At 67.2% G+C, this 22,947-nt stretch carries 18 protein-coding genes and 2 pseudogenes; 4 read left to right on the plus strand and 16 right to left on the minus strand.

Annotation, left to right across the window (positions count from 1 at the left end):
* Positions 1–29: 29 nt before the first annotated feature.
* Both BUS84_RS01175 and BUS84_RS01180 read right to left on the minus strand, forming a co-directional pair.
* On the minus strand, positions 30–497 hold the full coding sequence (locus tag BUS84_RS01175) for a hypothetical protein (RefSeq protein ID WP_074308016.1): 468 nt from the start codon (positions 495–497) through the stop codon (positions 30–32).
* A 343-nt stretch (positions 498–840) separates the two neighbouring features.
* Positions 841–1,252 (minus strand): annotated as a pseudogene (locus BUS84_RS01180) (hypothetical protein); the annotation flags it as partial.
* A gap of 565 nt (positions 1,253–1,817) precedes the next feature.
* On the opposite strand from BUS84_RS01180, the gene BUS84_RS01185 reads away from it, so the two are divergent.
* Positions 1,818–2,972, plus strand: a complete 1,155-nt coding sequence (locus tag BUS84_RS01185; protein WP_074308018.1) for a CapA family protein — start codon at positions 1,818–1,820, stop codon at positions 2,970–2,972.
* A 612-nt stretch (positions 2,973–3,584) separates the two neighbouring features.
* Here BUS84_RS01185 and BUS84_RS01190 read toward each other — a convergent pair.
* Together BUS84_RS01190 and BUS84_RS01195 are read right to left on the minus strand one after the other, a co-directional pair.
* Positions 3,585–4,664, minus strand: a complete 1,080-nt coding sequence (locus BUS84_RS01190; RefSeq protein ID WP_143728139.1) for a hypothetical protein — start codon at positions 4,662–4,664, stop codon at positions 3,585–3,587.
* 75 nt (positions 4,665–4,739) lie between these two features.
* A complete protein-coding gene (locus BUS84_RS01195; protein ID WP_074308019.1) occupies positions 4,740–4,925 on the minus strand; it encodes a hypothetical protein in 186 nt (61 codons plus the stop codon).
* Between the two features lie 304 nt (positions 4,926–5,229).
* Here BUS84_RS01195 and BUS84_RS01200 point away from each other — a divergent pair, with 304 nt between their 5' ends.
* Positions 5,230–6,510 carry a low temperature requirement protein A gene (locus BUS84_RS01200; protein ID WP_244298306.1) on the plus strand — a complete coding sequence of 427 codons (1,281 nt, stop codon included), beginning with the start codon at positions 5,230–5,232 and terminating at the stop codon, positions 6,508–6,510.
* On the opposite strand, the gene BUS84_RS39290 is transcribed toward BUS84_RS01200, so the two are convergent.
* A complete protein-coding gene (locus BUS84_RS39290; protein ID WP_074308022.1) occupies positions 6,484–6,774 on the minus strand; it encodes a hypothetical protein in 291 nt (96 codons plus the stop codon). The two genes, BUS84_RS01200 and BUS84_RS39290, sit on opposite strands and share 27 nt — an antisense overlap.
* A 434-nt stretch (positions 6,775–7,208) precedes the next feature.
* Between BUS84_RS39290 and BUS84_RS01210 the strand changes: the two genes are divergently transcribed.
* Positions 7,209–7,940, plus strand: a complete 732-nt coding sequence (locus tag BUS84_RS01210) for an AfsR/SARP family transcriptional regulator (protein ID WP_280175121.1) — start codon at positions 7,209–7,211, stop codon at positions 7,938–7,940.
* A 69-nt stretch (positions 7,941–8,009) separates the two neighbouring features.
* Here BUS84_RS01210 and BUS84_RS01215 read toward each other — a convergent pair whose 3' ends face one another.
* From BUS84_RS01215 to BUS84_RS01225, 3 genes are all read right to left on the minus strand, one after another.
* The gene (locus BUS84_RS01215) at positions 8,010–11,204 is read right to left on the minus strand and encodes an efflux RND transporter permease subunit (RefSeq protein WP_208869483.1); all 3,195 of its coding nucleotides are present in this window, start codon (positions 11,202–11,204) and stop codon (positions 8,010–8,012) included.
* 33 nt (positions 11,205–11,237) lie between these two features.
* Positions 11,238–11,681, minus strand: coding sequence for a hypothetical protein (locus BUS84_RS01220; RefSeq protein ID WP_208869484.1), 444 nt, complete (start codon positions 11,679–11,681; stop codon positions 11,238–11,240).
* 84 nt (positions 11,682–11,765) lie between these two features.
* Positions 11,766–14,942 carry an efflux RND transporter permease subunit gene (locus BUS84_RS01225; protein WP_208869485.1) on the minus strand — a complete coding sequence of 1,059 codons (3,177 nt, stop codon included), beginning with the start codon at positions 14,940–14,942 and terminating at the stop codon, positions 11,766–11,768.
* A gap of 604 nt (positions 14,943–15,546) precedes the next feature.
* On the opposite strand from BUS84_RS01225, the gene BUS84_RS01235 reads away from it, so the two are divergent.
* Positions 15,547–16,365, plus strand: coding sequence for a TIGR03619 family F420-dependent LLM class oxidoreductase (locus BUS84_RS01235; protein WP_084757008.1), 819 nt, complete (start codon positions 15,547–15,549; stop codon positions 16,363–16,365).
* A 179-nt stretch (positions 16,366–16,544) separates the two neighbouring features.
* On the opposite strand, the gene BUS84_RS01240 is transcribed toward BUS84_RS01235, so the two are convergent.
* The 8 genes and pseudogenes from BUS84_RS01240 to BUS84_RS01275 all read right to left on the minus strand — a co-directional run.
* Positions 16,545–17,567, minus strand: coding sequence for a C40 family peptidase (locus BUS84_RS01240; protein ID WP_074308033.1), 1,023 nt, complete (start codon positions 17,565–17,567; stop codon positions 16,545–16,547).
* Positions 17,564–17,983 carry a hypothetical protein gene (locus BUS84_RS01245; protein ID WP_143728141.1) on the minus strand — a complete coding sequence of 140 codons (420 nt, stop codon included), beginning with the start codon at positions 17,981–17,983 and terminating at the stop codon, positions 17,564–17,566. The genes BUS84_RS01240 and BUS84_RS01245 overlap by 4 nt, the downstream gene beginning before the upstream one ends.
* Positions 17,984–18,057: 74 nt before the next feature.
* Positions 18,058–18,372 carry a hypothetical protein gene (locus tag BUS84_RS01250; protein ID WP_074308038.1) on the minus strand — a complete coding sequence of 105 codons (315 nt, stop codon included), beginning with the start codon at positions 18,370–18,372 and terminating at the stop codon, positions 18,058–18,060.
* Positions 18,373–18,462: 90 nt separating this feature from the next.
* Positions 18,463–18,864, minus strand: coding sequence for a hypothetical protein (locus tag BUS84_RS01255; RefSeq protein ID WP_074308040.1), 402 nt, complete (start codon positions 18,862–18,864; stop codon positions 18,463–18,465).
* A 40-nt stretch (positions 18,865–18,904) separates the two neighbouring features.
* The gene (locus BUS84_RS01260; RefSeq protein WP_244298307.1) at positions 18,905–19,249 is read right to left on the minus strand and encodes a hypothetical protein; all 345 of its coding nucleotides are present in this window, start codon (positions 19,247–19,249) and stop codon (positions 18,905–18,907) included.
* A 163-nt stretch (positions 19,250–19,412) separates the two neighbouring features.
* Complete coding sequence (locus BUS84_RS01265) at positions 19,413–19,892, minus strand: DUF932 domain-containing protein (protein ID WP_244298524.1); 480 nt, start codon at positions 19,890–19,892, stop codon at positions 19,413–19,415.
* Positions 19,889–21,718, minus strand: a complete 1,830-nt coding sequence (gene ltrA / locus BUS84_RS01270) for a group II intron reverse transcriptase/maturase (RefSeq protein WP_074308042.1) — start codon at positions 21,716–21,718, stop codon at positions 19,889–19,891. The genes BUS84_RS01265 and ltrA overlap by 4 nt, the downstream gene beginning before the upstream one ends.
* A gap of 663 nt (positions 21,719–22,381) precedes the next feature.
* Positions 22,382–22,918, minus strand: a pseudogene (locus BUS84_RS01275) (DUF932 domain-containing protein); the annotation flags it as partial.
* Positions 22,919–22,947 lie beyond the last annotated feature (29 nt).

Raw genomic sequence — 22,947 nt, forward strand, 5'->3', positions numbered from 1 at the left:
GCGGCACGCGCCTTCGATGTGGTGAGTGGTCAGGGCGTGTGGGCCGGGTCGGCCACGGTCGGGGTCCGGCCCTCCTTGCGCGCCCGCCGCAAGTCGGCCAGGAATTCGCGGGAGAACATGGCCGACAGGACGGCGATGCCGCCACGGTGGACCCGGATCTCACCGTGGCGCATCTGACCGGTGATCACGATGCGCCGATCACCGGGCGTGTTCGGACGTTCCGAGTCCTTGACCCCGCCGCGGCCGATGCGCCGCACGTCCCAGTCGTAGATCACCGCGTTGTCGGCAACCAGCAGCTTGAGCACGGCATGGTCGAGGTCGATGTCGACCTGGATGTCGCCGGCCGGGATCTGCGGGGAACGCAGGTCCAGCACCGCGTACCCGCGGTGGGCGCGCACCTGGAACCGGCGCGAGGTGGTCCAGTTGCCGAGCCGCTTGGTCACCGTGTGGTTCGTCGCGATCCGGACGGGGGCAGGGGCCGCTTGGGTTGCGTTCATCGCAGTGTTCCTCCCTGGAACCAGACACCGATCTCTCTATGGTTATCTCCGACTATCCACTTCTGACTAGTTAATGTCAACTATCAGCTGGGGACGACCTGGCAGGCGACCGCAGTCGGGCTACCTGGCCGCAACCGCCCGACCTGCACCGCGCATCCACTGTGGAATTGTTCGGGCATACGTTGCCGCCGCAAACTCCCGCCGGGCGCGGTCGTGCGCGTCCCTCCGGCGATGAACGAGCCGCGAGGGACAACATCAAGACCGGCGGGTGAGCGGTCGTGATGGCGGGTAGGCCGGTGGCCGGCGCCCCGTTGGGGGGTGCCGGCCAGCGGTGGTGGTGTGGTCAGCTGTTCCAGTAGGTTGCGACGAGTTCCGCGGACTGCCGTTCCCACTGGGCGTAGGCGTCGGGGTAGGCCGAGACCGGTACGGTCTGGGCGGCCTCGGTCAGCGGCATGCGCTTCCAGCCGTCAACCTGGAGTAGGCCCTTGAGGAATGCCCTGGTGCTGTAGGAGGGGATGGTGGCCTGCGCCGCGTTGCCCGAGCCGCTGGAGGGACGCTGCTGGAACTGACCCAGCGAGTCGTGGTCGTTGCGGGAACCCAGGTGGCCCAGGTTCTGCAGCTTGGACTCCTGCATCGCGGTGGCGACCGCGATGACCGCCGCGCGCTGGCCCATTCCCGACTTTCTTCGTTGTGGCGATGATCGCCTTAGCGTTACGTGTCCGCGTCTTGCTCAGGTGGATACGCGACTGCGGGCCGTGCGCATGGGATGCCACCGACATCGACGTGCTCGTTTGCGTCAGCCGAATCGACACGAGTGAGACGCGGAGGGTCGCCCAACGGCGCCCGGAGCGGCCGGGTGTGCCGGTGAACTTTGGGGAAGACATACGTGTGAACCTTGGCCGGCGGGGAAGGTGTAGCGGGCGACGCTTTCGACGCTTGACGCACGTGGCCCTTTGAAACGCACGGTATGCGACGTCTGACCAATCGCCGAGACTGATCGACAATATCCACCGGCGGACGCATCGCGGGATGCTGGAAGCAGTAACCTCGCCCTTTCTCCTGAATTTGAGGGCTTGGGACATGCCGTCCGTGTCATTGCAACGCGGAGCGGCAACGCAGCGCTGCCGCTGACCGGGTGCGGCGGTTCTCGGCGTCGCGCCAGGGCAGTCGTAGCGCGCAAGGCACGATCTCGTTGAACGACGGCGCGTTGCTCCGGCAGGCCTCGTGCACCTCGCCCTGTGATCTAGCTCAGGGCGGCGGCGGATCGTCCCTGCAGACGGCGCGCGAGAGACGATGCCTCCGCAGGAAGGAGGAGACGCAATGCGAGCAACCTTCGTCCGCGTCATGGCAGCATTCGTCGCGGCCGTATCGGGCTTTCCCGCGGCACACGGCCCGCAGAGCCTGTCAACCCATGTACCAATAGTCGCCGAAAACCGGGATCCTGCGAAACAACGCGAGTTCAGCATATTGGGATCCGGCGACATTCTTGTGCATCCACCGACCTGGCGACAGGCGCAGGTTGATGCGAGATCGGAAGGTGAGTCGGGTTACGACTTCGATCAGATGTTGGCGTCGATCCGTCCGACTGTCGAATCGGCGGACCTAGCGATCTGTCACCTGGAGGCACCGATGGGACCGGGCGAGCCCAAGGACTTCCCGCGTTTCAACGCTCCTGTGCAACTGGCACCTGCGGTCAAGAAAGCTGGTTACGACGCTTGCTCCACCGCCAGCAATCATGCGTTTGATCAGGGCGAGCGAGGCGTGTACGACAACCTCGACGCGCTCGACCGAGCCGGCCTGCGCCACTCGGGCACCTTCCGCAGCGCAGCGGAGCAGGCAACCCCGACGATCTACCAGCTGCACGGAGTCTCAGTTGGTCATCTCTCCTGGTCACTGCATTTCAACGGCATCGAACCACCTCCGGGCAAGGCGTGGCTAGCTAACCGGATCGACGTCAACGCGATTCGCGCCGCAGCAGCGGCCACCCGCAAGGCGGGTGCCGAAATCATCGTGCTCTCTGCCCATTGGGGCACCGAAATGGTCAACACACCGGACGGTAAGCAAATATCGTGGGCCAAAGAACTCATCGCGGACCCCAACATTGACCTGATCATCGGTCATCACGCCCACGTCGTGCAGCCCATGGAGCGGGTGGGCGACAAGTGGATCGCCTACGGAGTGGGGAATCTGCTCGCTCGCCACGATTTTCCCCGCGACGCCAACCGCGAGGGTGTCCTCGCCAAATTCACGTTCACTCGGCAGTCGAATGGACGGTGGCTCGTCACCCGCGCTGAGGCAGTTCCTACCTGGCTCTCTCTCAAACCGAACATCCGTGTCCTGGACCTGTCCTCGGAGCTAGGTTCCCTGCCCAGCGCCGATCGTCGGCATGCTCTGTACACCGCGGCTCAGGATCGCGTTGTCGGCCACCTCGGCAGCCGCGGCGCGATCACCGAGGGCCTTGCGGTGAGGCGCTAAGGGCACGTTGCGCCCCACCGCGCGCTGTGGACGTCCCGAGCGCCGGCGTTCGAGTCAACCCGACGTGTCCTTGGTGCGTGCAACGCAGCCGGGAGGGCCGACTTCGTCCGGGTGACACCACGGGGCACGTTCGTCTTGGACGAGCGGATCGCGGCTCGCGTGCCGCGTTGTCACGCGACGGTGAGGTTCGTGCGCTCGGCCAACCCGCGTGACGCGGTTGGACGGCTCACCATTGCTGCCGCAACCTGCTGCTACCGCACCGGGGCGTCAACGGCGTCAGCGAACTTTCAGCTGCACGTTGACACGGTCGGGGCATGGTGAGCGTGGCAGCAGCGATACACACCCGCCGGCCGGCGGTCGCGCGCTGGCCGGATGGTCGCTCGCGTGGTTCGTGATCATGCGCGGAACGGCGGCAGTTCCTGGCACTTGGGACTTCACCAAGGTGGTCGAGGCGCAGGGAGCCGCCGAGGAGGAAGGACTCACACAGCGGCTGCTGGCGCTGCTCGAACGCAGGCTGGGTGAGCTCGGACGCACCCTCACAGTCCCCAGCGCCCGCGGCGGTATGCCCGTCATAGACCTTCGCGCTATCGGGCCGCGCTCTGAACTGCCAAGTCAGCGGGTCGCGCCGGAGCTGCGGCTCACCATCAATTCGGTAGCGTCGATAACCTCGAAGTCATTGCCGCGCAGAGCGCCCAGCGTGTGCAGCGCGTCGTTGTCCCATCGCCTGTCGGGTGTACCCGAGATGAACCGCGCCGAGCCGTGGTCGGCGACGATGACGCCGTACCGCTGCATTGCCTCGGCGACGATCCTGGCTTGCCGAGGTAGCCGGGCGACGTCGACAGAGCGCGTGAGTCGCAGTCGCTGACCCAGCTGAGGCAACGAGGGCTCCTTGTTGCCGGATGCGGAGTGCGACGCCGGCCAGGTCCAACCGCTGCGGGTGCGTGGCACGGTGACCCGGATCGCGTGGTCAATCCGCCCGGCGGCCACCTCGTCGTAGCGGACCAGACCGGCGAGGATCGAGAGTCCGGCGGCGTCGGCGGAGGTCCAACCGGCCGGCCGCATGCGGTTGGAGCGCAGGTCGAAGACCGCCCCGGATCCAGCTCGCCAGCCTTCTCCGGCCGGATGGGCGTCGAAGAGCTCGTACACGCGGCACGCGTCGCGGTCCCAGACGATGACGTGCCGGTCACCGTCGCCACGCGGCCTGCCCTCGACCGCTGCGTCCGGCGGGATCGGATATGGCCCGGGGTCGCTTTCGTCGCCGTAGGAGAAGGTGACCGGCACCCGTCGCTGCCCGGCGTCGACGACGGTGACCGGGATGCCGATCGGTGCGCCCTGCCATGTGCCGGCGCCGAAGTCGGCGTGCACGGCGGCGGCCGGGCCGATGCTGCCGATGATGGCCGTGGAGCGGGAGTGCACGGGTAGCCGGGAGATATCGGCGTGCCACACGTTGTCGGCGGGGAATACGGGGCACGCCGAGACGGGCGGGCGCGGGCGGGCGCCGATGCCGGTCCGTGCGGTCGGGCTTGGCGCCGGTACGGTCGGTGCGGCGCTCTGCGCCGCGGCCGTGCCCGGGACGGGAACGCTGGAGGTGGGTGCGGCGGTGGTCGTCCGCTGCGGGGTTCCACAACCGGCCATCAGGACGACGGACAGCGTTGCGACGATGCTGGCGCGGCGCGGGATCGGTGCGAGCATCTCGCGCATCCTGCCTCGACGGTGGTGACAGCGTCCACCGCGATGCCCTCCGCGCCGCTGCCGCGCGGGTAGCGATCAGGTCAGGCCCTGGTTGATGCCGAGCAGGACGTTGGCGGCGACGACCCAGCCCCACGACGGGGCCCAGATCAGCAGGAGTGGCGCGGGCAGGCCGCAAAGCCATCCGGCGACCTGGACGGGTTTGCGCCCGAACCGGTCCGTGATGGCCAGTTCGCGGTACTCGCCGCCGGTGTGTTGCAGCACGGTCAGGGTGAGTGGGTCGGCGCCGGCCTCGCACGGAGCACACAGGATCCGTCGGGGCGGTTGCTGGGGGAGTTGACAGGTGGGCGGCGAGGGCGGCGGATGCGGTGACCAGGCGCGGGGCGGGCAGGCCGGCCCGTGCTGCCGCGTCCTGTAGTCGTTGCCTGCGGCGGGGTCATCCCTGCGCGGAACGCGCATAGCACGTCGGTCAGCTGGCCGTTGCCTTAATGGGAGAGCACGATGCTGGGCGCGGCGGCAGCCCTCGTCGGCCGTCAGGCCCTTTAGTCATCGGGGGTGCGTCTTATCCGTGGGCGGCGCGGCGACGTGGTACGACTGCTTCAGCGACAAAGCCGACGAAGCGGGCGGGCCGGTGACGACGAATAGAGTGGCCAATCTGCTGCGCAGGCGTGAGAGTCCGCAGCGGCCGACGTTCCTGGAACTGTTCTTCGATCTGGTGTACGTCTTCGCGCTCACCCGGATCGTGCACGAGTTGGTGCTGGACTACACCAGGGGTCACGTCGCCGAGACGTTGACCACTTCCCTTTCGGAAAACGGCGAGACTCTGCTGCTGCTCCTGGCCCTCTGGTGGATCTGGACCCAGACGGCGTGGATGACCAGCAGATTCGATCCGTTCCAGCCGGAGATCCAGTTCGTTGTCCTCGCGACGATGCTTGGGAGCCTGTTCCTGGCGGTCGCGATATCCGGGGCTCTCGCGGAGACTGGCCTGCTCTTCGCGAGCACGTACGTCGCGATTCAGGTGGGCCGTACCCTCTTCTTCGTCCTCGTCGTGCGGGGTCACGATCTGCGCCGCGTCAACATGCTGGCGCTCGTCTGGTTCGGCGCGTCGGCCGTGCCGTGGCTCACCGGAGCTTTCGTCGCACCTGAGGTGACGCGCAATTCGCTGTGGACGCTAGCCTTGGCGATCGACTACCTGGGGGCCAGACTCGGCTGGCCGGTACCGCGGCTGGGTCGCTCGCGGGTGTCCCCGTGGGCCGTCGCGGGCGAGCACCTGGCCGAACGCTACTGGCAGCTCGTCATCGTCGCGCTTGGTGAGACGATCCTGACCTCCGGATCGAGTCTTCTACGCGGTCCGATCGTGGCTGAACGAACATTGGCCCTCACATTGTCGTTCCTCACCACGGTGTTGCTGTGGCGGATCTACTTCTACCGAGCCGGCCAGATCTTGGGCGAGGCCATCGCGGCATCCGCCGACCCCGGCCGGCTCGGTCGGTTGGCCGAGTTCTCACACCTGCTCATGGTGGCCGGCATTCTCGCCACCTCAGCCGGTTCCGAACTCGTCCTCATGGATCCGTCCGGACACGCCAAACCCGCCTGGGTCGGCGCCATCCTCGGCGGGCCCGCGCTCTACCTCGCCGGGCGCTCAGTATTCGAGTACGTGGCCTTCGCCCGCGTGTCCCGGCCACGGCCGATCGGGATCCTCGTCCTCGCGGCCATGGCGCCGGTGATGGTCGGCCTGCCGCCACTCGGGGTCGTTGCAGCAGCTGCCGCCGTCCTGCTCGGCGTCGCCGTCTCGGACGCGATCCGAGCCCACGGACGCCCATTAGAGCAGGCCTCGCCGCCACGCTGACGCGGGTGACAAGCTGCCCAACGAGCGGGACCTGGCCGACCGGTTGGAGGTCGGCCGGGCCTGTCCGTCGCGCAGGTCGTAGTAGACGAGGGTGAGCAGCTTGCGGGCCACCGCGACGGTGGCGATGTTGCCTCCGCGTCGTTCGGCGATGCGGGCGCGGGTGCAGGTCAGCCAGGCGGCGGTGTGCGGGACGCCGTGGGCGGCCTCGACCGCGGCCCACCGCACCAGGGTGGAGCCCTGCTTGGTGATCCGTCCCCGGTGCACGACAAGGTTGGGTTCGTCATCTGCTTACCTGCGCGCTGACCGAGGACCTCGCTCGGGGTGATCCGACGACTTCTCACAAAATTGCAAAGGCCGTGAGGGCGCGCACAGGCATTTGCCGGCGGATATTCCTAGCGATCCAGCGAACCTCTTGACCAGCCAATCAGCTGAGCTGCAACATAGCATTACAAAGTAGACTTAACTTCACGGTCCCGCGTAGATCGTATTACAGCCCAGTTTACACCCGTTCAGGCGCGTTGACCCCGTTTACCACGTGCGGCTCGTGTCGGCGGAATACGGCGAACGTGACAATCGGCCGATCAGCCTGACCATCACGAGCGCCCACGGCGTGGTTCCGTGACCCTGCGCAGCGAGGCGGAGGAGGTGCAGACGCATCAGGGGGGTGTGAGGTTGTGGAGTTCCGGCTCTTGGGGGCAGTGGAGGTATGGGCGGGGGATCGACAAGTCGATCTCGGGCCACGCCAACAGCGGCTAATGCTGGCGATCCTCGCGCTGAACGTGAATCAGCTCGTGCCGCTCGACCGCCTCGTTGACCTGACATGGCCTGAATCGCCGCCACAGACCGCACGTCATGCCATCCACGTCCGCGTCTCGCAACTGCGCACCGTCCTTGCCATGGCTGGTGCGGACCGTGAAGGCGTGAAGATCACCACGCGCGGCCCGACGTATCTCCTGCGGGCCGACCCGATGAGCGTGGACACCCACCGCTTCCGCGCCCTCCTCGCCGGGGCTCGTCTTGAGACGGACGACCTGGAGAAGGCGGCGATGTTGCGGCGCGCGCTCGATTTGTGGCACGGACCTCCGCTGGCCGACGTGGCGACCCCGCGAGTCGAAGATCTGTGCCGGGGACTGGAGGAAGCGCGGTTGACGGCCGTGGAGGACTGGCTGGACGCGCAGTTGCGGCTCGGCCGGCACGAGGCCGTACTCGACGAACTCGCCGAGTACGCCGGGCAGTATCCGTACCGCCAACGACTGCTCGCGCAGCTCATGCTGGCCCTGTACCGCGCCGGCCGCGCCGCCGACGCGCTGGTCGCCTACCGGCTTGCGCGGAGCCGGCTCGTCGAGGAACTCGGACTCGACCCAGCGCCGCAGCTGCAGCAGCTGGAGAGGGCGATACTTCGCGGCGATCCTCGGCTGGACCTGCCGTGACCCAACGGCCCCGGCCGACCCGTCGGCAACTACGGCGACTCGTCGTGGCTGCCGATGAGGGTCCGCTGGTCAGGCATGGGCCGCTCCGGGCCGCCGGGCTGTCGGCCAGACGCGCTTTGCAAGCGGAGGTCGGTGAGGCGTGGACGAATCCTCGTGTCGTCCGAAGCGCAGATAGAGGGACGGTAGGACGAACAGGTTCAGCAGCGTCGAGGTGACCAGGCCGCCCAGAATCACAACGGCCATCGGGTGTTCTATCTCGTGACCGGGAAGGCTGCCGGCGATGACCAGGGGAACTAGGGCGAGCCCGGTCGCCAACGAGGTCATGAGAATCGGCGAGAGTCGCTCCTTCGCGCCGCGGAGGACCAGACTTCGGCCGAATTGTTCCGATTCCTCGCTTTCCAGGTACTGGAAATGATTGATCATCAGGATGCCGTTGCGGGCAGCGATGCCCAGCACGGTGAAGAATCCCACCAGCGAGCCGAGCGAGAGGATGCCGCCACCGAGGTATGCCGCGAGGACCCCGCCGACCAGAGCCATGGGCAGCGTGAGGAGGACGAGGAACGCCAGCCGCCAGCTGTTGAAGGCGGTGGTCAGCAGGAAGAGGATCCCGATAACCGCGACGCCGGCGAAGAGCAGCAGCCGGTCCTGGGCGCTCGTGGCCTCCTTGTACTCACCGAGCAGCTGGGGGTGGTAGCCGGGCGGGAACTCCACCGTCGACAAGCGGCGCTCGACCTCGGCCGCGACGTCACCCAGGGCCTTTCCCGCCGCCACGTTGGCGCCCACATTGATGTACCGCGACCCGTTCTCCCGCAGGACCTGGTTCGGCGTGGGCACCATCTTGACCTCGGCCAGCTCACCCACCGGGACCTTGCGCCCGTCTGCCGCGTCGATCAGAAGGTTGCGGACACTCTCGATGCTGTACCGCGCACTCGGCACGCTCCACACGTGCACCTCGGTGTTCTTGCCGTTCCGCCAGATGTCGCCCGCCTCCTCGCTGGCGATGAACGTGGCGGCGGTTCGGCGTACGTCGCCCGGCTTGATCCCGTACCGTGCCGCCTTGGCCAGGTCGACCTGGACATCCACCTGAGGAACGTTGGTCTGCAGCGTCACGTGTTCGTCGATGATGCCGTCGACCCCGGCGATGAGCTCCTTGACCTCGTTGGCCTTGTCGCGCAGCACGTCGAGGTCGTCCCCGACGATCCGGATGATGATGGCGTCGCTGGAGCCGGTGAGCACCTCCTTCGTGCGCTCCTTCAGGTAGGTCTGCACATCGCGCTGCAGTCCGGGGTATCCGTCGACCACCTTCTGCACGGCGGCATGAGTCTCGTCGTAGTCGACCTTCGGGTCGATACTGATCCAGTTTTCGGTGAAGTTCATGCCGACGACCTCGTCGGCCAACGTGCCCTGCCCGATGTGGGCGCCGAAGTTCCGGACCCCGGGGATCGCCCTCAGCTCCTTGCTGACCTGTTCCGTGATGCGGACGCTCTCCTCACGCGAGGTGCCGGGCTGGGTCACCCAGTGCATGAGGAAGTCCCGCTCCTTGAACGCGGGGAACAGGTTCTGCCCCAGCATCGGTACCACCATGACGCCGGCCGCCAGCGCGAGCGCGACGCTCGCGTAGGCGACAGCGGGACGCGGAATGATGCGTGCCAGCAACGCGGTGTAGCCGCGCTGGAGCCAGCGCACCAGGGGCGATTCCCGCCGCTCGATCGGCGACCTGGCCAGCAGCATCAGGGCGAGCGCCGGGATGACCGTCAAGGCCACCAGCAGCGAGGCCAGGACCGCCAGCCCGTAGGAGAACGCCATGGGCCGGAAGAACGAGCCGGTGAGCCCGGTGAGCAGGAAGATCGGGACCGTGCTGACCAGGATGATCATCGTGGCTTGGACGATCGGGCCCCGCACCTCCACCGACGCGTCGAGAACGATGGCGGCGGTCGACTTCGTGCTGCCCGCTCGTCGATGCTCGCGGATGCGGCGCACGATGTTCTCGACGTCGATGATGGCGTCGTCGACGAGCACGCCGAGGGCAATCACGAGCCCCGCCAGGATCATGGTATTTATGGTGGCCCCGGTCCAGTGCAGGACGAGTCCCGCAGTGACGAGGGAGAGCGGGATCGAAATGGCGCTGATCAGCGCCACCCGCCACTCGAAAAGGAAGAAGACCAGGATCAGCACCACTAGGACGAACCCGATGACCATCGCCCGACCGAGGTTCTCGACCGAGGTCTCGATGAAGCTCGCAGGCCGGAAGATCTCGGTATCCACGTTCAGGCCCTGCATGCCCGGCGCCATCTCCTTCAGCGCGGCCTCGACCCCGCGGGTCACCTCGAGGGTGTTGCCCCAGGGCAGCTTCTCGACGATGAGCATGAGGCCGGGGCCGTCGTTGATGACTGCGTCGCCGGTGAGCAGTGACGGCGGCATGATGTCGTCCGTGATGTAGGCGACGTCCTTGAGGTAGACCGGCTTGGCGCCCTTCGGCACCTCGATGGGAATCTCGGCCAGTTGCTGTCCTGTCAGGGCGGGCAACTGGTGTTGCACCTGGAGCCGCTGGTTGGGGGTGTCGACCCACCCGCCGGTGCCGATCTCGAACCCGCCGTTGAACTTGAGCTGGCCCACGTCCACCGCGTCTCCGGCGGCCTCCATGACCTGGGCCAGCGTGACGTTGTGCTGCTTCATGAGCTCGGGGTCGACGAGAGCCTGCTTGACGTGCCATCGATCGCCCCAGATAGCCACGTTCGCCACCCCGGGTACCCGCATCAAGCGGGGTCGGACCGTCCAGTACGCCTGCAGCGCCATGTCGACGTGAGCCGCATCGGACTTGTCCGCCTGGGATATCCCGATCTTCATGACCCGGCTGGTCGAAGACAGCGGTTGGATCATGAAAGGCGCGTTGGCCCAGCGCGGCAGCCTCGGCGTGATGGCGGTGAGGCGTTCCTGGATCAGCAGACGGGCCGCCATGAGGTCGGTCCCGGGCTTGAAGATCAGGACGATCGACGAGAGCTGGGAGACCGACTTGGAGCGCATCACGTCCAGGCCCTCGACCCCAGAGAGCCCCTGCTCCAGCGGGACGGAGACAAGCTCCTCGACGTCCTGCGCGGACAGCCCGATGCAGATCGTCTGTATCTCCACCCGAGGCGGCGCGAACTCGGGGAAAGCGTCGACGGGCATGTCGCGGATCTGCAGCACACCGAAGAACATCAACATCGAGGCGCCCACGACGACCAGGAACCGGAGCTTCAAACTCGTTTCGATGATCCAACGCATCACGGGTTCCCTACCCTCATACCCATTGATGGGTTACTTGCCGACCCCGAGTTCGGCCCCGTAGAGCTCCATCACACCGGTCGTCACGATCATCGTCCCCGCCGGCGGCGCCTCTGAGAGCACCGCCTCTGTCCCGTCAGCCCCCCCTACGGTGACGACCACGACCTTCTGCCGCACGTAGGACAACGGCTGGGGAACGGCGTAGACCCACGTCTCGCCGTTCGGGTCGTACAGCACCGCGGCATAGGGCACCACGGTCGCCGGCATATCCGGCGATGGGCTCGGCGCGCCCGTCGGTGCTGTCTGCGCGGCACCGATCGTGACCGTCTGGATGTCCAGGCGTTGCGCCGCCTGCGCCGTCAAGATCACCTTCTTGACGTCCTTGCCCGGGATCGCCATCACGCTGACGGGGCTCTCCGTGTGGCCGTCCGTGGCGGTCGAGGCGGCCGACGCGCAGCCCGCCGACGCCAGGCCCATCGTGATTAGCATCGCTGTCGTCCATCGACCACCGTGTCGCATGCGGCCGCCTCCTTGTTCGCGCATCGGAACTCCCTTTTCCCGTCAGGCCGGGGCCGGAGTTGGACCTGTATCCGTGCCGGGGGCACCGGATCGCGGCCTGGACGCAGGTGGTGCTCCGGCCGGAGGTTCAGAGCGGGCTACCGGTCGAGACCGAAGCACGAAGCGCAGATACAGAACGGGCAGGACGAGCAGGTTCAACAGCGCCGTCGTGACCAGGCCGCCAACGATGATCAGGGCCAGCGGGCTCACGATCTCGAGGCCGGCGACGCTGCCGTAGATCACCATGGGAAGCAGAGCCAGCCCCGCCGCCAGGATGCCCGTCACGGCGGGGATGAACTGCTGCCGTGACCCGAGCGCGACCAGTTCGGCACCGTGCGCATGGCCTTCGTCCGCCAGCCGCTGGTACCGCCTGATCTGCAGGGTGCCGCCCCGAACGGCCATGGCCAGCACGGTGAGCAGCCCCAGCAGCGCGACCACCGAGACGGCCGACCGGTCGATGGCCGCCAGCACCAGCCCGCCTGCCAGCGCGGTCGGCAGGAGCAGGAAGTACAGCGACGCCACCCGCCAGCTACCGAAGCCGGCCTGCAGCAGGAAGAAGATCAGGATCACGGCGCCGATCACGAAGGTCCACACCCGGAGATCCGAGCTCGCCTGTGCCTGCCCCTCTCCGAGCACTTCAAGGTGGTGCTCACGGGGAAAGGTCACCTGCTGGAGGCGGTCCTTGACCTCGCTGGTGACGGCACCCAGACCCCGCCCGCGTACGTTCGCGACGACGTCCATGCTGCGGGAGACCTGGTCGTGCGTGATGACCTCCGGCTTCGCCACGACTCTGACGTCGGCGACGTCGGCCAGGCGCACCTGGGCCGGGCCGCCGCCCGGGCCACCGACCGGCGCGTCGATCAGCAGGTTCTGGATGGTGGAGAGGTTCTGGCGCACCTCGGGGACGCCCCACACCACGACCTCGAAGACCTTCTGGTCGTCGAAGAGGTTGCCCGCGACGGTGGACGAGATGAGGGTGGCGGCCGCCCGGCGCACGTCGCCCGGCTTGAGGCCGTACTTCGCGGCCTCGGCGACGGAGACCTCGATCTCCATGGTCGGCGCGACCTGCGCGGTCCGTACCCGTGGCTCGGTGACGCCGTCGATGCCGGAGATGATGCCGAGGACCTCCTGGGCCTTCTCGTTGAGAACGGCATAGTCGTTGCCGTAGATGCGCACGATGAGGTCCTCCGTCGCACCGCGGGTCACCACCTCCCGGATCCGCTTGTCCGAGTAGGTGATCACGTCGCTCTGCACCCCGGGATAGCCATCCACCACCCGCTGCACGGCGGCAATAGTTGTGCCGTATTCGGCCCCCGGATCGACGCTGAGCCACACCTCGCTTGAGTTCATGTTGACGACCTGGTCGGACGCCAGTGCCCGCCCGGTGTGGGCGCCGACGTTGCGTACCCCCTGGACGGCACGCAGTTCCGCACTGAGCGCGCTCGTGATCCGGTTCATCTCCGGTCGGGACGTGCCGGGCGGCGCCTGCCAGGTGATCAGCAGGTCCCGCTCCTGAAGCGTCGGCGACAATGGCCGCGAACCGAGGAACGGCAGGGCGACCAGGCCCGGCATCACGAGGAGGCCGACCAGGGCGTAGGACCAGACGGGCCGGTGGAGGAGCCGGGGCAGCAGCGCGCCGTACGCTCGCTCCAGCGCTCGGGCGAGCGGCGACTGGCCGTGCTGCAGCGACGCCCGGGAGAGCAGGAGCGTGGCCAGCACGGGGGCGACCGTCAGCGCGACCACCAGTGAGACCACCGTGGCGGCCAGGAAGCCCTGGGCGACCGGAGTGAGGAACGCCCCGCGCACCCCGTCGAGGATGAGGAGGGGCACCATCGAGACCGCGGCGATCAGGGCCGCGACGAAAAGCGGGCCGCGTACGTCGAGGATGGCTCCCCGGATGGTGTCGGAGGCGGGCTCGTCGGAGCCATCCTCGTGGCGCTGCCGCAGCCGTTGCCTGACGTTGTCGACGGCGACCACCGCGTCGTCCACGACGATGGCGAGGGCCATCACCAGCCCCGCCAGCGACATCATGTTGAGGGGTACGCCGAACCAGGACAGCACGAGCACCGTAACCGCCACGGAGGACGCGATGGTCAGCAGGCTGACCAGCGCAGTGCGCCAGCTGAACAGGAAGGCGCCGAGCACCAGCAGCAGGAGGATGATGCCGAGGATCAGCGTCGTGGTGAGGTGGTCGACCATCTTTTCAATGAACGTGGCCGGCCGGTACACCGTGGTGTCGATCTCGACGCTCGGCATGGCGGGTCGCAGCTCGTCGAGCGCGGCCTCCACGTCCCGGGTCACGTCGGCGACCTTGGCGCCCGGGAACCTCTCCACCACGAGCATGAGGCTCGGGGCGTCCTTGACGACCGCGTCGCCGATGAGAAGTTGGTGGTCCTCGATGATCTGGGTGACATCGCCCAGCAGCACCCCGCGGTCCTCGGCACCCTGAACGGTGACCTTGCCGAGATCTGCCGCGGTCTTGATCGGCTGGTTGTGCTGGATCTCGATCCGTTGGTTGGCGGTGTCGATGAAACCGCCGAGTCCAGGGGTCGACGCCTCCACGAAGGTCAGCGGCGAGACCCACAGCGCGTTCGCCGACGTGCGCAGCACCTGGTCCAGCGTGACGCCGTTCTGCATCAGCTTGGCGGGATCGACCTGCACCTGCAGTTGACGGTCACGGAACCCCCAGATGGCCACATTAGCGACGCCAGGGACGCTCAGCAGGCGGGGCGCGATCGTCCAGCGCGACAGCAGCGACATGTCGATCAGTGACTGATCCTGGGACGAGAGACCGATCATCATGAGCCGACCGGTCGACGAGAGGGGCTGCACCACCAGCGGTGGCCTCGACGAGGCGGCCGGCAGCATGGCGACCATGGTCAGCCGCTCCTGCACGACCTGCCTGGCCCGGATCGGGTCGGTGCCGGGCTCGAACGTCATCTCCATCGACGACAGTCCCGGGAGGGTGCGGGATTCGAGCTTCATCAGCCACGGGATCCCATTGAAGAACTCGTTCTCCATCGGGTTGGTGATCAGATTCTCCACCTCTTCGGCGGATAGCCCGAGCGCCTCGACCTGCACGTCCACCCGCACCGGCCCGAACTCCGGCAGGGCCTCGACCGACGAGTTGCGAAGCTGTACGAAGCCGACGGCCATCAGGGCGACGGCGATGGCGACCACCAGCCGTTGATATCTGACGCTTGACCCGACGATCCACCGCATCATGGCCCGAGACCTCTCAGTTGGAGTTCGTCGGTCTGCCGACCAGGGTCAAGATTGACGACGGCCGCTCACGCTCTGCTCACAGTGGGCTCACACCCGCAGTAGCCGCACGCGGGTCGTCCACCTGCTGCGGGCGAGCTTCTGCTATGCCGGCCGCCAGCACTGGGACGCGATCGCGAAGGCCATCAGACCGGTCTGCACCGCGGCGACCGAAGCCGCCGCCAAGCGGGCCGGCGGGGAAGGCTGAAGTATCCGTTGCCAGCGTGCAGTCGGCACCAGCGCGACCGGAGTGGGGGTGGTTCTGCATGGCGGTGCCGAGGTGGGCGGGCGATCGCGTTGTGGAGGGCAGTCTGGGCTGTGGTCTCGCAGGGGGCAGTTGAGAGGGGCGTCCCCGCGACCCACCAGGCTCGGGAAGCGGCGGCGCGATCACCGCCCATGCCTCGTCGGTCGCCTCACCACGACGCACCACCGGCACCGCTACAAGATCGGCAGGGCACGCCCTAGGTGTTCTGCCCAGGGAGGTTGGTCGAGGTTGTGTGACGACACGACGTAGATAGGCGTGATGACGAAGGTCTCCGGTTGTGGAGTGGAGCTGTCGAGGAACTGCTCCGTCAAGCCGCTGGAGACGCTGAGCTATGTCGCCGCCGTGACCGAGCGGATCAAGCTGGGCAGCGCGGTCATGGTGGCGCCGCTGCACGTACCCGTGTCGCTCGCCCGCCGGTTCGCCACCCTGGACCAGTTCAGCGGCGGCCGGGTCATCGCCGGCCTTGGACAGGGCTGGCAGCGGCGCGAGTTCGAGACGGCGAACGTGCCGACCAGCCGCAAGGGCGCCCGCACGGAGGAGTTTATTACGGCGATGCGGGCCGCGTGGGGCGCGGACCCGGTCCGGCACGAAGGCGAGTTTTACCAGATCGCGCCGTCAGAGGTGAACCCAAAGCCGGTCCAGGCCCACATTCCGGTGCTGCTGGCCGCGTTTGCGCCGGCCGCCGTCAAACGCGCCGGCCGGATCGCGGACGGCCTGATCCCGGTCGCCTCCTCGGCGGAGGACCTGCGCGGCATCGTGTCCACGTTTCATGACGCGGCCCGGGAGGCGGGCCGCGACCCCAAGGACCTCGTGGTGGTCAACCAGGCGCCCTGGCCGGTCACTCCAATCACCCGTGAGCCGATCGGGGACGGCCTGACCTTCCTCAGCGGATCGCCTCAGCAGATCGCCGAAGACCTCATGGTCGCCCGCGAGATCGGTGCGACCCAGGTGTACCTCTGCGGCGGCCAGGGCCTCGGGCTCGACGAGGGCCTGCAGGCCGGCGACGTGGACCAATGGCTCGGGCTGCTCGGTGAGGTGATCGAGGCGGCCGACCGCCTCGGCGTTCTCGCGCCGTGAGGATCAGCGTGCAGCGGGCGCCGGCGCCCACCGGACCGGAGCACCGGACCTCCCGTGGATCGCCTGACAATTCCAAGGATCCGGTTCGACTGTCAGCACCAGCCCGAGAAAGCTGCCATCCCGTCTGCCATTGACTCGCCCACCGGGGAGCGGGCCGCGGTGATTCGGCCCACCGGCGATCAGCGAATCTCGATGCGACGAATCGCCGCGACCTCGTCGATCCAACTGCTCAACTCGCTGATCTTGACGATGTCGCCGGTTCTCGTGGCTTGGATGATGAGCCCCTCGCCGATGTACATGCCGACGTGGCGTGGGTTGGCCATGGTGCCTTGGCTGCCGGGGATGAAGACGAGGTCGCCGGGTAGGAGAAGCGTCGGGTCGGCCACCGGCTTGCCGGCGTTGACCTGGTCGGTGGTGACGCGCGGGATGGAGATGCCGGCGGCCCGGTATGCCGATTGCATCAGCGATGAGCAGTCGCATTGTTTGTCGGGGTCACTGGAGTGCGGGTCGGTGCAGGAGCCGCCGAAGTGGTAGGGCGTGCCGAGTTGGTTCACGGCCCAGACGATGGCGGTTGCTACGGCGGGTGGGGTGTTGGCGGGTAACGCGAACCCGGCGGGGAGCGCGTCGAGGGTGTCGGTGGCGCAGTCGGCGAGGGTGTTGGTCGTCTGCTCCACGAGGTGCAGGGCATGGTCGGTCCACGTGGCGTAGGCGTCGGGGAATGCGGACAACTGGACGGCTTGCGCGGCTTGGGTGAGCGGCATCGTCTGCCAGCCGGGCACGGTCTGGAGCTTGTCGAAGAACTTGCCGGCCTGGTAGGCGGGCTCGGACAGTTGCGCGACGGTGCCCCAGCCTTGGCTGGGGCGTTGCTGGAAGACGCCGATGGAGTCGTGGTCGTTGCGTTCGCCGAGGTAGGGCAGGTTGCGCAGGCCGGATTCCTGCATTGCGGTGGCGACGGCGACGATCCAGCCCCAGCGGGGTATGCCTTTGGCGACCCCGACGTCGATGATCGTGGCGGCGATGTCGAGTTGCTCGGTGTCCCATCGGCCGGCACCGGACGGCTGCCCGAAGGGGCGCACGGCGGGCGGGGCGGCGATGGCACATCCGCCGGGGCCGCCGCCGGTGACGGAGGACAGCAGCAGGAGGGGCAGGCCGAAGCAGGCGATGATGACGACGGTGACGACGCCGATGACGATCTTTGTCATGGTGATGACCTCTCGGGATAGCAAGAAAGGGCCGGTCTGCGTGCAGGTGCGCGGCCGGACGCCGCAACGTGCGTTCTAGAGGCGTAGAAAAGGGGGAGTAGTTCGGTGTAGGTCGCGCGGAGGAAGTCGGCGATCAGGGTGCTGGCCGGGAACAGCGGGTGGCCCATGTCGACGGGGGTGGCGTAGCGCCAGTCCCAGTGGCCGGGTTCTGAGCTGGGCAGGTACCAGAGGGCGTTGGCGGCATCGAGGAACACGGCGCCGTTGATCTGTGGGGCGAGCAGGGTCATGGGTTGGCTGGGGCAGGTGGCCAGGCAGTGGCAGTCGGGGTTGTTGTAGATCGAGCGTGGTTGGCCGTGGTGGATCGGGCAGCGGCAGTCGCAGGCGCGCTCGCGGGCATTGCGGTAGGTGCACTGCATAGATGTCTCCCTCGGCCGTGAAGCACGAAAAGGTCGTGGGCCGCCGGGTGGGCGGCCCACCTTGAGCGGTCTGGTCAGTCGGTGGACGTGCCGAGGACGTTGGCGGCCTGGCGTAGCAGGTGCTCGATGACGACGTCGGCGCGGGTGTCGATCGCGGTGGCGTTGTCCCAGTCCCAGGTGCCGTTGGCCATGCCGGGGACGCGCCAGAGGTCGCCGCCCTGGTCGAGGAAGAATGCGCGGCCCCGCTGGTGGGCCATCAGCGTGAGGGGTTGGGTGGCGCAGGTGATGGTGCAGGCGCAGCCGGGCTCGTTGTAGGTGGTGCGCGGCAGGCGGTGGTGAATGATGCAGCGGCAGTCGCAGACCCTGCGCCACGGTGGCGTGTACGTCACGGGTTCCTCCGCAAGGGGTGAATGCGCGTACGCCTCGGTCGCCGCCGACGGAGGGGCGGCTTCCGAGGCGTGCGCGGTGGTGTCGGGCCGTCATCGGGTCGACGGCGAGGTGCTGGAGGTTCCGTGTGGTCCGAGGAGCAGGTCGTCCCGGATTTGGCAGGTCTCCTGCACGGTGAGCAGGTGGGCCGGCAGGCGGGGCACGTGTTCGCGCCAGGCCCGGTAGAGGCGGTGGGTCCCGTCGATGAGAAGCGGACCGGGCGACGCTCCGTTGACGCTGATCTGCGCCACGATCAGAGGCTTGGTCAGGTCGGTGGTCATGGCGTAGGTCCGGTTGAGGGCGGTGCTGGTCGGGCCGATGAGGCTGGTTGCCCACGGATTGGGGTTGTCGAGATGGGCAAGGCCGTACGCGGCGGCCCACGCCGGCACGTCCAGGGGCCGGGTGTCGCGGGGCGACGCCGCGATCAGCGCCTGCGCGGCGTCGATCGAGAACACCCACGGCCCGAAGTGGAACCACGGGGTAGTCGAGGGCCGGTCACTGGTGGTCCTTCGTCGCGGTGACGCGGGTGTAGATCGCGATGCAGCGCAGGATCAGCTCGTGTGACGGCAGCCTCAGCAGCCGTTGCCGCTTGTCGTCGCGCAGCTGGTCCCAGATGAGGACGGTGACGCTGGCCGACCAGAGGTCGACGAGAACGCCGTCGATCTTGGCGTGCTGCCGGTTGGCGACGATGCGCCGCAGCGTGTCAATGAGCGTGGGGTCTCCGGGTGGGTGGTTGGCGTCGTCGGGTCGTTGCGCTTCGGGCAGCAGGGTGTAGAAGTCCTCGCAGGTGGACTCGACGCGTGGCGGGACCCCTGGACGACGGCGGCGGGCAGGCCGCACACGGACTGTCGGAGGTCGCGGGTGTGGCGGATGTGGCGGATCATCGGCGGGCCGTCTCGTCTGATCCGCGCCGTGGGTTGCTCGGCGGTGCCATGGGTGTGTCCGCTCCGTGCGGGTCGGGGCAGCGGTCGGTGGACCGCTGCCCCGACGGGTCGAGGTGCGGTCAGACCTTCAGCAGGTCGAAGGCGGCCACCTTGAGCTCGCCGGCGTTGCCGGTGAGCACCCGGTTGGCGCGGGCGATGTCGTTCTTGGCGGGTTGGTAGTGGTCGAGGTACTCGGTGATGGCCTGGTAGCCGGCCCACCGGCTGCCGGCGATGGCCTTCTGGGTGTCGGCCTCGCGGATCAGGTACTTCAGGGTGCCGAGGCGCTGCTTGGCGTTGTTGCGGGTCTGCTCGGACGCGTTGTCCTTGACCGGCCACACCTGGCCGACGACCTTCTCGAACTCGCGCATGGTCAGCTCGGTCTGCAGCATCCGCTCGGCGGCCTTCTCGAAGGTCGCCATGTACTTCCACATCAGGCCCAGCGCCTCGCGCGCCTGGCTGATCTGCGAGGTGACGTTGGAGGTGTGCCGGAACGTGTAGTGACCGACCGAGTGGGCGAAGGCCGCGCGCTGGGTGTGTCGGGTAGGCCCCTGCCCTCTCAGGCAGAGGCCCCCCTCAGAACCGGACGTGCGACTCTCATCGCATCCGGCTCAAGCGGACCCTGGGGCGGCACTTGGGAATCGTGACTGGCACCCTTAGCGGAACCATGGTGCTTCCGGTGGCAGTCGGAGTGGATGAGTACACGGTTGGATTTGTGATCCGATCCTCCGCGTGAGCGGTAGGTCAGATGGTGCGCGTTGACAGTTCTTGCGGTCGCGATGAACCAGTCGGCCCATTCGCGGACGCTGTCGGGCTCGTATGCGGCCCCTTCGATCAGGTCCAGCCCGCACAGCGGGCACAGACCTTTCTGTTGCGCAGCCAGGTAGACATTCAGCTGCCGATCTGTCTGGGGGTACGTGCCCTTCCTGGTGCGCTCGGCCCAGTACGTTGACAGTGCCGGATCGTCCTTGGAGGCCGAGTCCTTCACCATCACGTGCCTGCGTATGCGCGTCCAGGAGAACTTTCGCAGATGCGCGCCGGTCTCCTTCTCACCGAAGACCCACTTGTCCTTGCGGGTGGGATTGAAGCGCCCGAAGTAGTTGTGCACGATCCAGTCCGTGCTCTTCATCGGGTGCCGCCGTTTGGCCCACCGCATCATCCGCCAGTACATCCAGTTCTCCAGACCGTCGAAGGTCCAGCTGGACGCAACGTGGCAGTAGTAGGTGGTCCATCCCTTAATCAGAGGGTTGAGACGCCGGATGAGGTCTCCGGTGGTGGCCGTGGCCATCTCCTTGACGATCACCCGGATCTTCGTCTTGACCCTCTTGACCGCGTCCTTACTCGGCTTGATCAAGAGCTTTCCGTCGTACCGCCTGACATTGAAGCCCAGGAAGTCGAAGCCTTCGTCGATGTGGACGACCTTGGTCTTCTCATCGTTGAACGCCAGACCTCTGGGTTCCAGCCACGCGGCCAGGTCCGCCTTGATCTTTAGTGCTTCCTCCTGTGTGGTGCACAGCACCACGAAGTCGTCGGCGTACCGGATCAGGAAGGGACTGTTCCTCCACAGTCGTTGCTCAGTGGTGAAACTGGGATCATCCCCTGCGGCCGTTCCCATACCGTGTAGTGCGATGTTGAGCAACAGAGGGCTGATCACACCACCTTGCGGTGTGCCGTCCTCTGTCGGGGCGAAGCGCCCGTGCTCCATCACCCCGGCCGTGAGCCATCCCTCGATCTCCCTGCGGGCAGGGAAATCGCCGATGGCCTCCAGCAGGCGATCGTGGTTGATTCGGTCGAACGCACTCGACAGGTCCGCATCCAGCACCCACAGTCTGCGGGAGTCTTTCCGCGACACCGTCTTGAAGATCCGCTCGACCGCGTCGTGGCACCCTCGTCCGGGCCTGAAGCCGTAGCTCCGGCCTTCGAAGCGCGCCTCCCATTCCGGCTCCAGGGCGTTCTTCACCCTGGCTTGCTCTACCCGGTCCCTCATGGTCGGGATGCCGAGCGGTCGCATCTTGCCGTTCGCCTTTGGGATGTGCACCCGCCGCACTGGCAGCTTGCTGAACCTCGGTTTGCCGGAGAGCTGTCTGAGCAGCGATCCCCTCTCGATGTCCCGCAGTGCGATGAACCCGTCCACGCCGGGTGTGCGGCGGCCCATGCTGCGTTGCGTCACCCGCCTGATGGAGACCACCAGGTTGCTGCGGGAGCGCAGCATCAGCCTCTGTAGATTCCTGACCTTCTTCAGGTCGTTGTCCTGTGCCGCCTTGAAGATGCGCTGCCTCAGTCGCCGTACGTCATCCTCTGCCTTGGCCCAATCGATGCTGTGCCAGAGCTGGGTGTCGTTCAAGTCCTTCTTCACTCCGGGGGCCTCTACGGCCACTGTCGCGGTCATGTCGACCTCCTTTGCGTCTAATCGGGTTTTCTTGATGCTGGCTGCTGTGCTTTGTCCTCTTCAAAGGTCCACCAAGTCCGCGTCAGCTCCCTTTCGGGCCGGGCCATATAGGCGCCCGTATCCACCGGGTTATGGACGGAGGGCCAAGGTGCCCTGCGTTCCGTCATTTCCCCTAGGCTTTCGCCCCAGTGGCATTCGCTTCTCGGACCCTCCTTCGCCCGCAGCGGGATTCGGCCTTCGTTGCCTCAGGCTTACCAGGTTGCCCTGGACCGCTACGGGGTTGTCCTGTTCCACTCCGTCCAGGTGCGGACCGGGAGGATGCCTCCTATACCCCGGGGCCGTGGTGACCGTCCGACCGCTGCGCAAGTAGCTGGCCGGCACGTTGGCTTTACAGCCATTGCCCTACCGCCGTGTTCTGCACCATGCGGCGTTGTCGTTGACGAGGCCTCGTCAGAGGTTCACTCTCGTTCATCCTTCGGTCCTTCCCCTTACCTTGTGCCAGGTGATGGCCCACCCGGTCTTGAGGTCTCTTTATCGGAGGGCTCCGAACGGCTCCGTTACCAGAACCGCCCGCCTCCTAGGGGACTCGCCCTTGGTCACTGGCGAGGGGATAGGCATTCCTTATTTACCTATCCCACTGGAGTGGAGCGGCTTTCAGGCCGCACTCGCGCACACCACCCGGATCGGGCTGGCGTCGACCCGCAGGGCGGCGGTGCCGTCGTGGGAGGTCGTGCCGATGAGGTAGAGGTCCAGCCGGTCCACCCCGGCGATCTCCATGGCGTCCGGCAGCTTCATCGTGACGAACACGCTCTTGCCGCGGCGGAGGCTGCCGGCGGTCTCGAAATGGGCGCCGCCCACCTGATCGACCAGGCGATCGAGCATCTCGGCGCACTGCTCGTTCTGGACCACGGTGTAGTCGGTGCCGACGATGCCCAGGTACTCCGTATCGCCGGTGACGGGGTTGCGGCGCACGGTCATCCGCTTGTCGTCGGCGGGGATCTGCACCTCGACCCCGTTGACGATGTCGATGCCGACGGTGCGGATGGTGCGTACGCCCCAGTCGCCGAGCCGGGCGGCGGACATGATCTCCTCTGCCTTCATCGTGTCCTGGGTGACGGTGCCCAGCTGGTGCCAGGCCGACAGGCGGGCGCTGGCGAAGGCGGTTGTTCCGTCGGCGTACGTCTCGAGTTCGTGCGGCACGGGGTTCTCCTTTTCGATGTGCCGCGGGG

The sequence above is a fragment of the Micromonospora cremea genome (assembly GCF_900143515.1).
Classification (GTDB): domain Bacteria; phylum Actinomycetota; class Actinomycetes; order Mycobacteriales; family Micromonosporaceae; genus Micromonospora; species Micromonospora cremea.

Bases quoted from the DNA above. Each gene is read 5' to 3' on its own strand.
- BUS84_RS01190 (WP_143728139.1), bottom strand. From the start codon at position 4,664: ATGCTCGCACCGATCCCGCGCCGCGCCAGCATCGTCGCAACGCTGTCC.
- BUS84_RS01220 (WP_208869484.1), bottom strand. From the start codon at position 11,681: ATGGGCCTGGCGTCGGCGGGCTGCGCGTCGGCCGCCTCGACCGCCACG.
- BUS84_RS01175 (WP_074308016.1), bottom strand. From the start codon at position 497: ATGAACGCAACCCAAGCGGCCCCTGCCCCCGTCCGGATCGCGACGAAC.
- ltrA (WP_074308042.1), bottom strand. From the start codon at position 21,718: ATGACCGCGACAGTGGCCGTAGAGGCCCCCGGAGTGAAGAAGGACTTG.
- BUS84_RS01215 (WP_208869483.1), bottom strand. From the start codon at position 11,204: ATGCGTTGGATCATCGAAACGAGTTTGAAGCTCCGGTTCCTGGTCGTC.
- BUS84_RS01235 (WP_084757008.1), top strand. From the start codon at position 15,547: ATGACGAAGGTCTCCGGTTGTGGAGTGGAGCTGTCGAGGAACTGCTCC.
- BUS84_RS01240 (WP_074308033.1), bottom strand. From the start codon at position 17,567: ATGACAAAGATCGTCATCGGCGTCGTCACCGTCGTCATCATCGCCTGC.
- BUS84_RS01185 (WP_074308018.1), top strand. From the start codon at position 1,818: ATGCGAGCAACCTTCGTCCGCGTCATGGCAGCATTCGTCGCGGCCGTA.
- BUS84_RS01245 (WP_143728141.1), bottom strand. From the start codon at position 17,983: ATGCAGTGCACCTACCGCAATGCCCGCGAGCGCGCCTGCGACTGCCGC.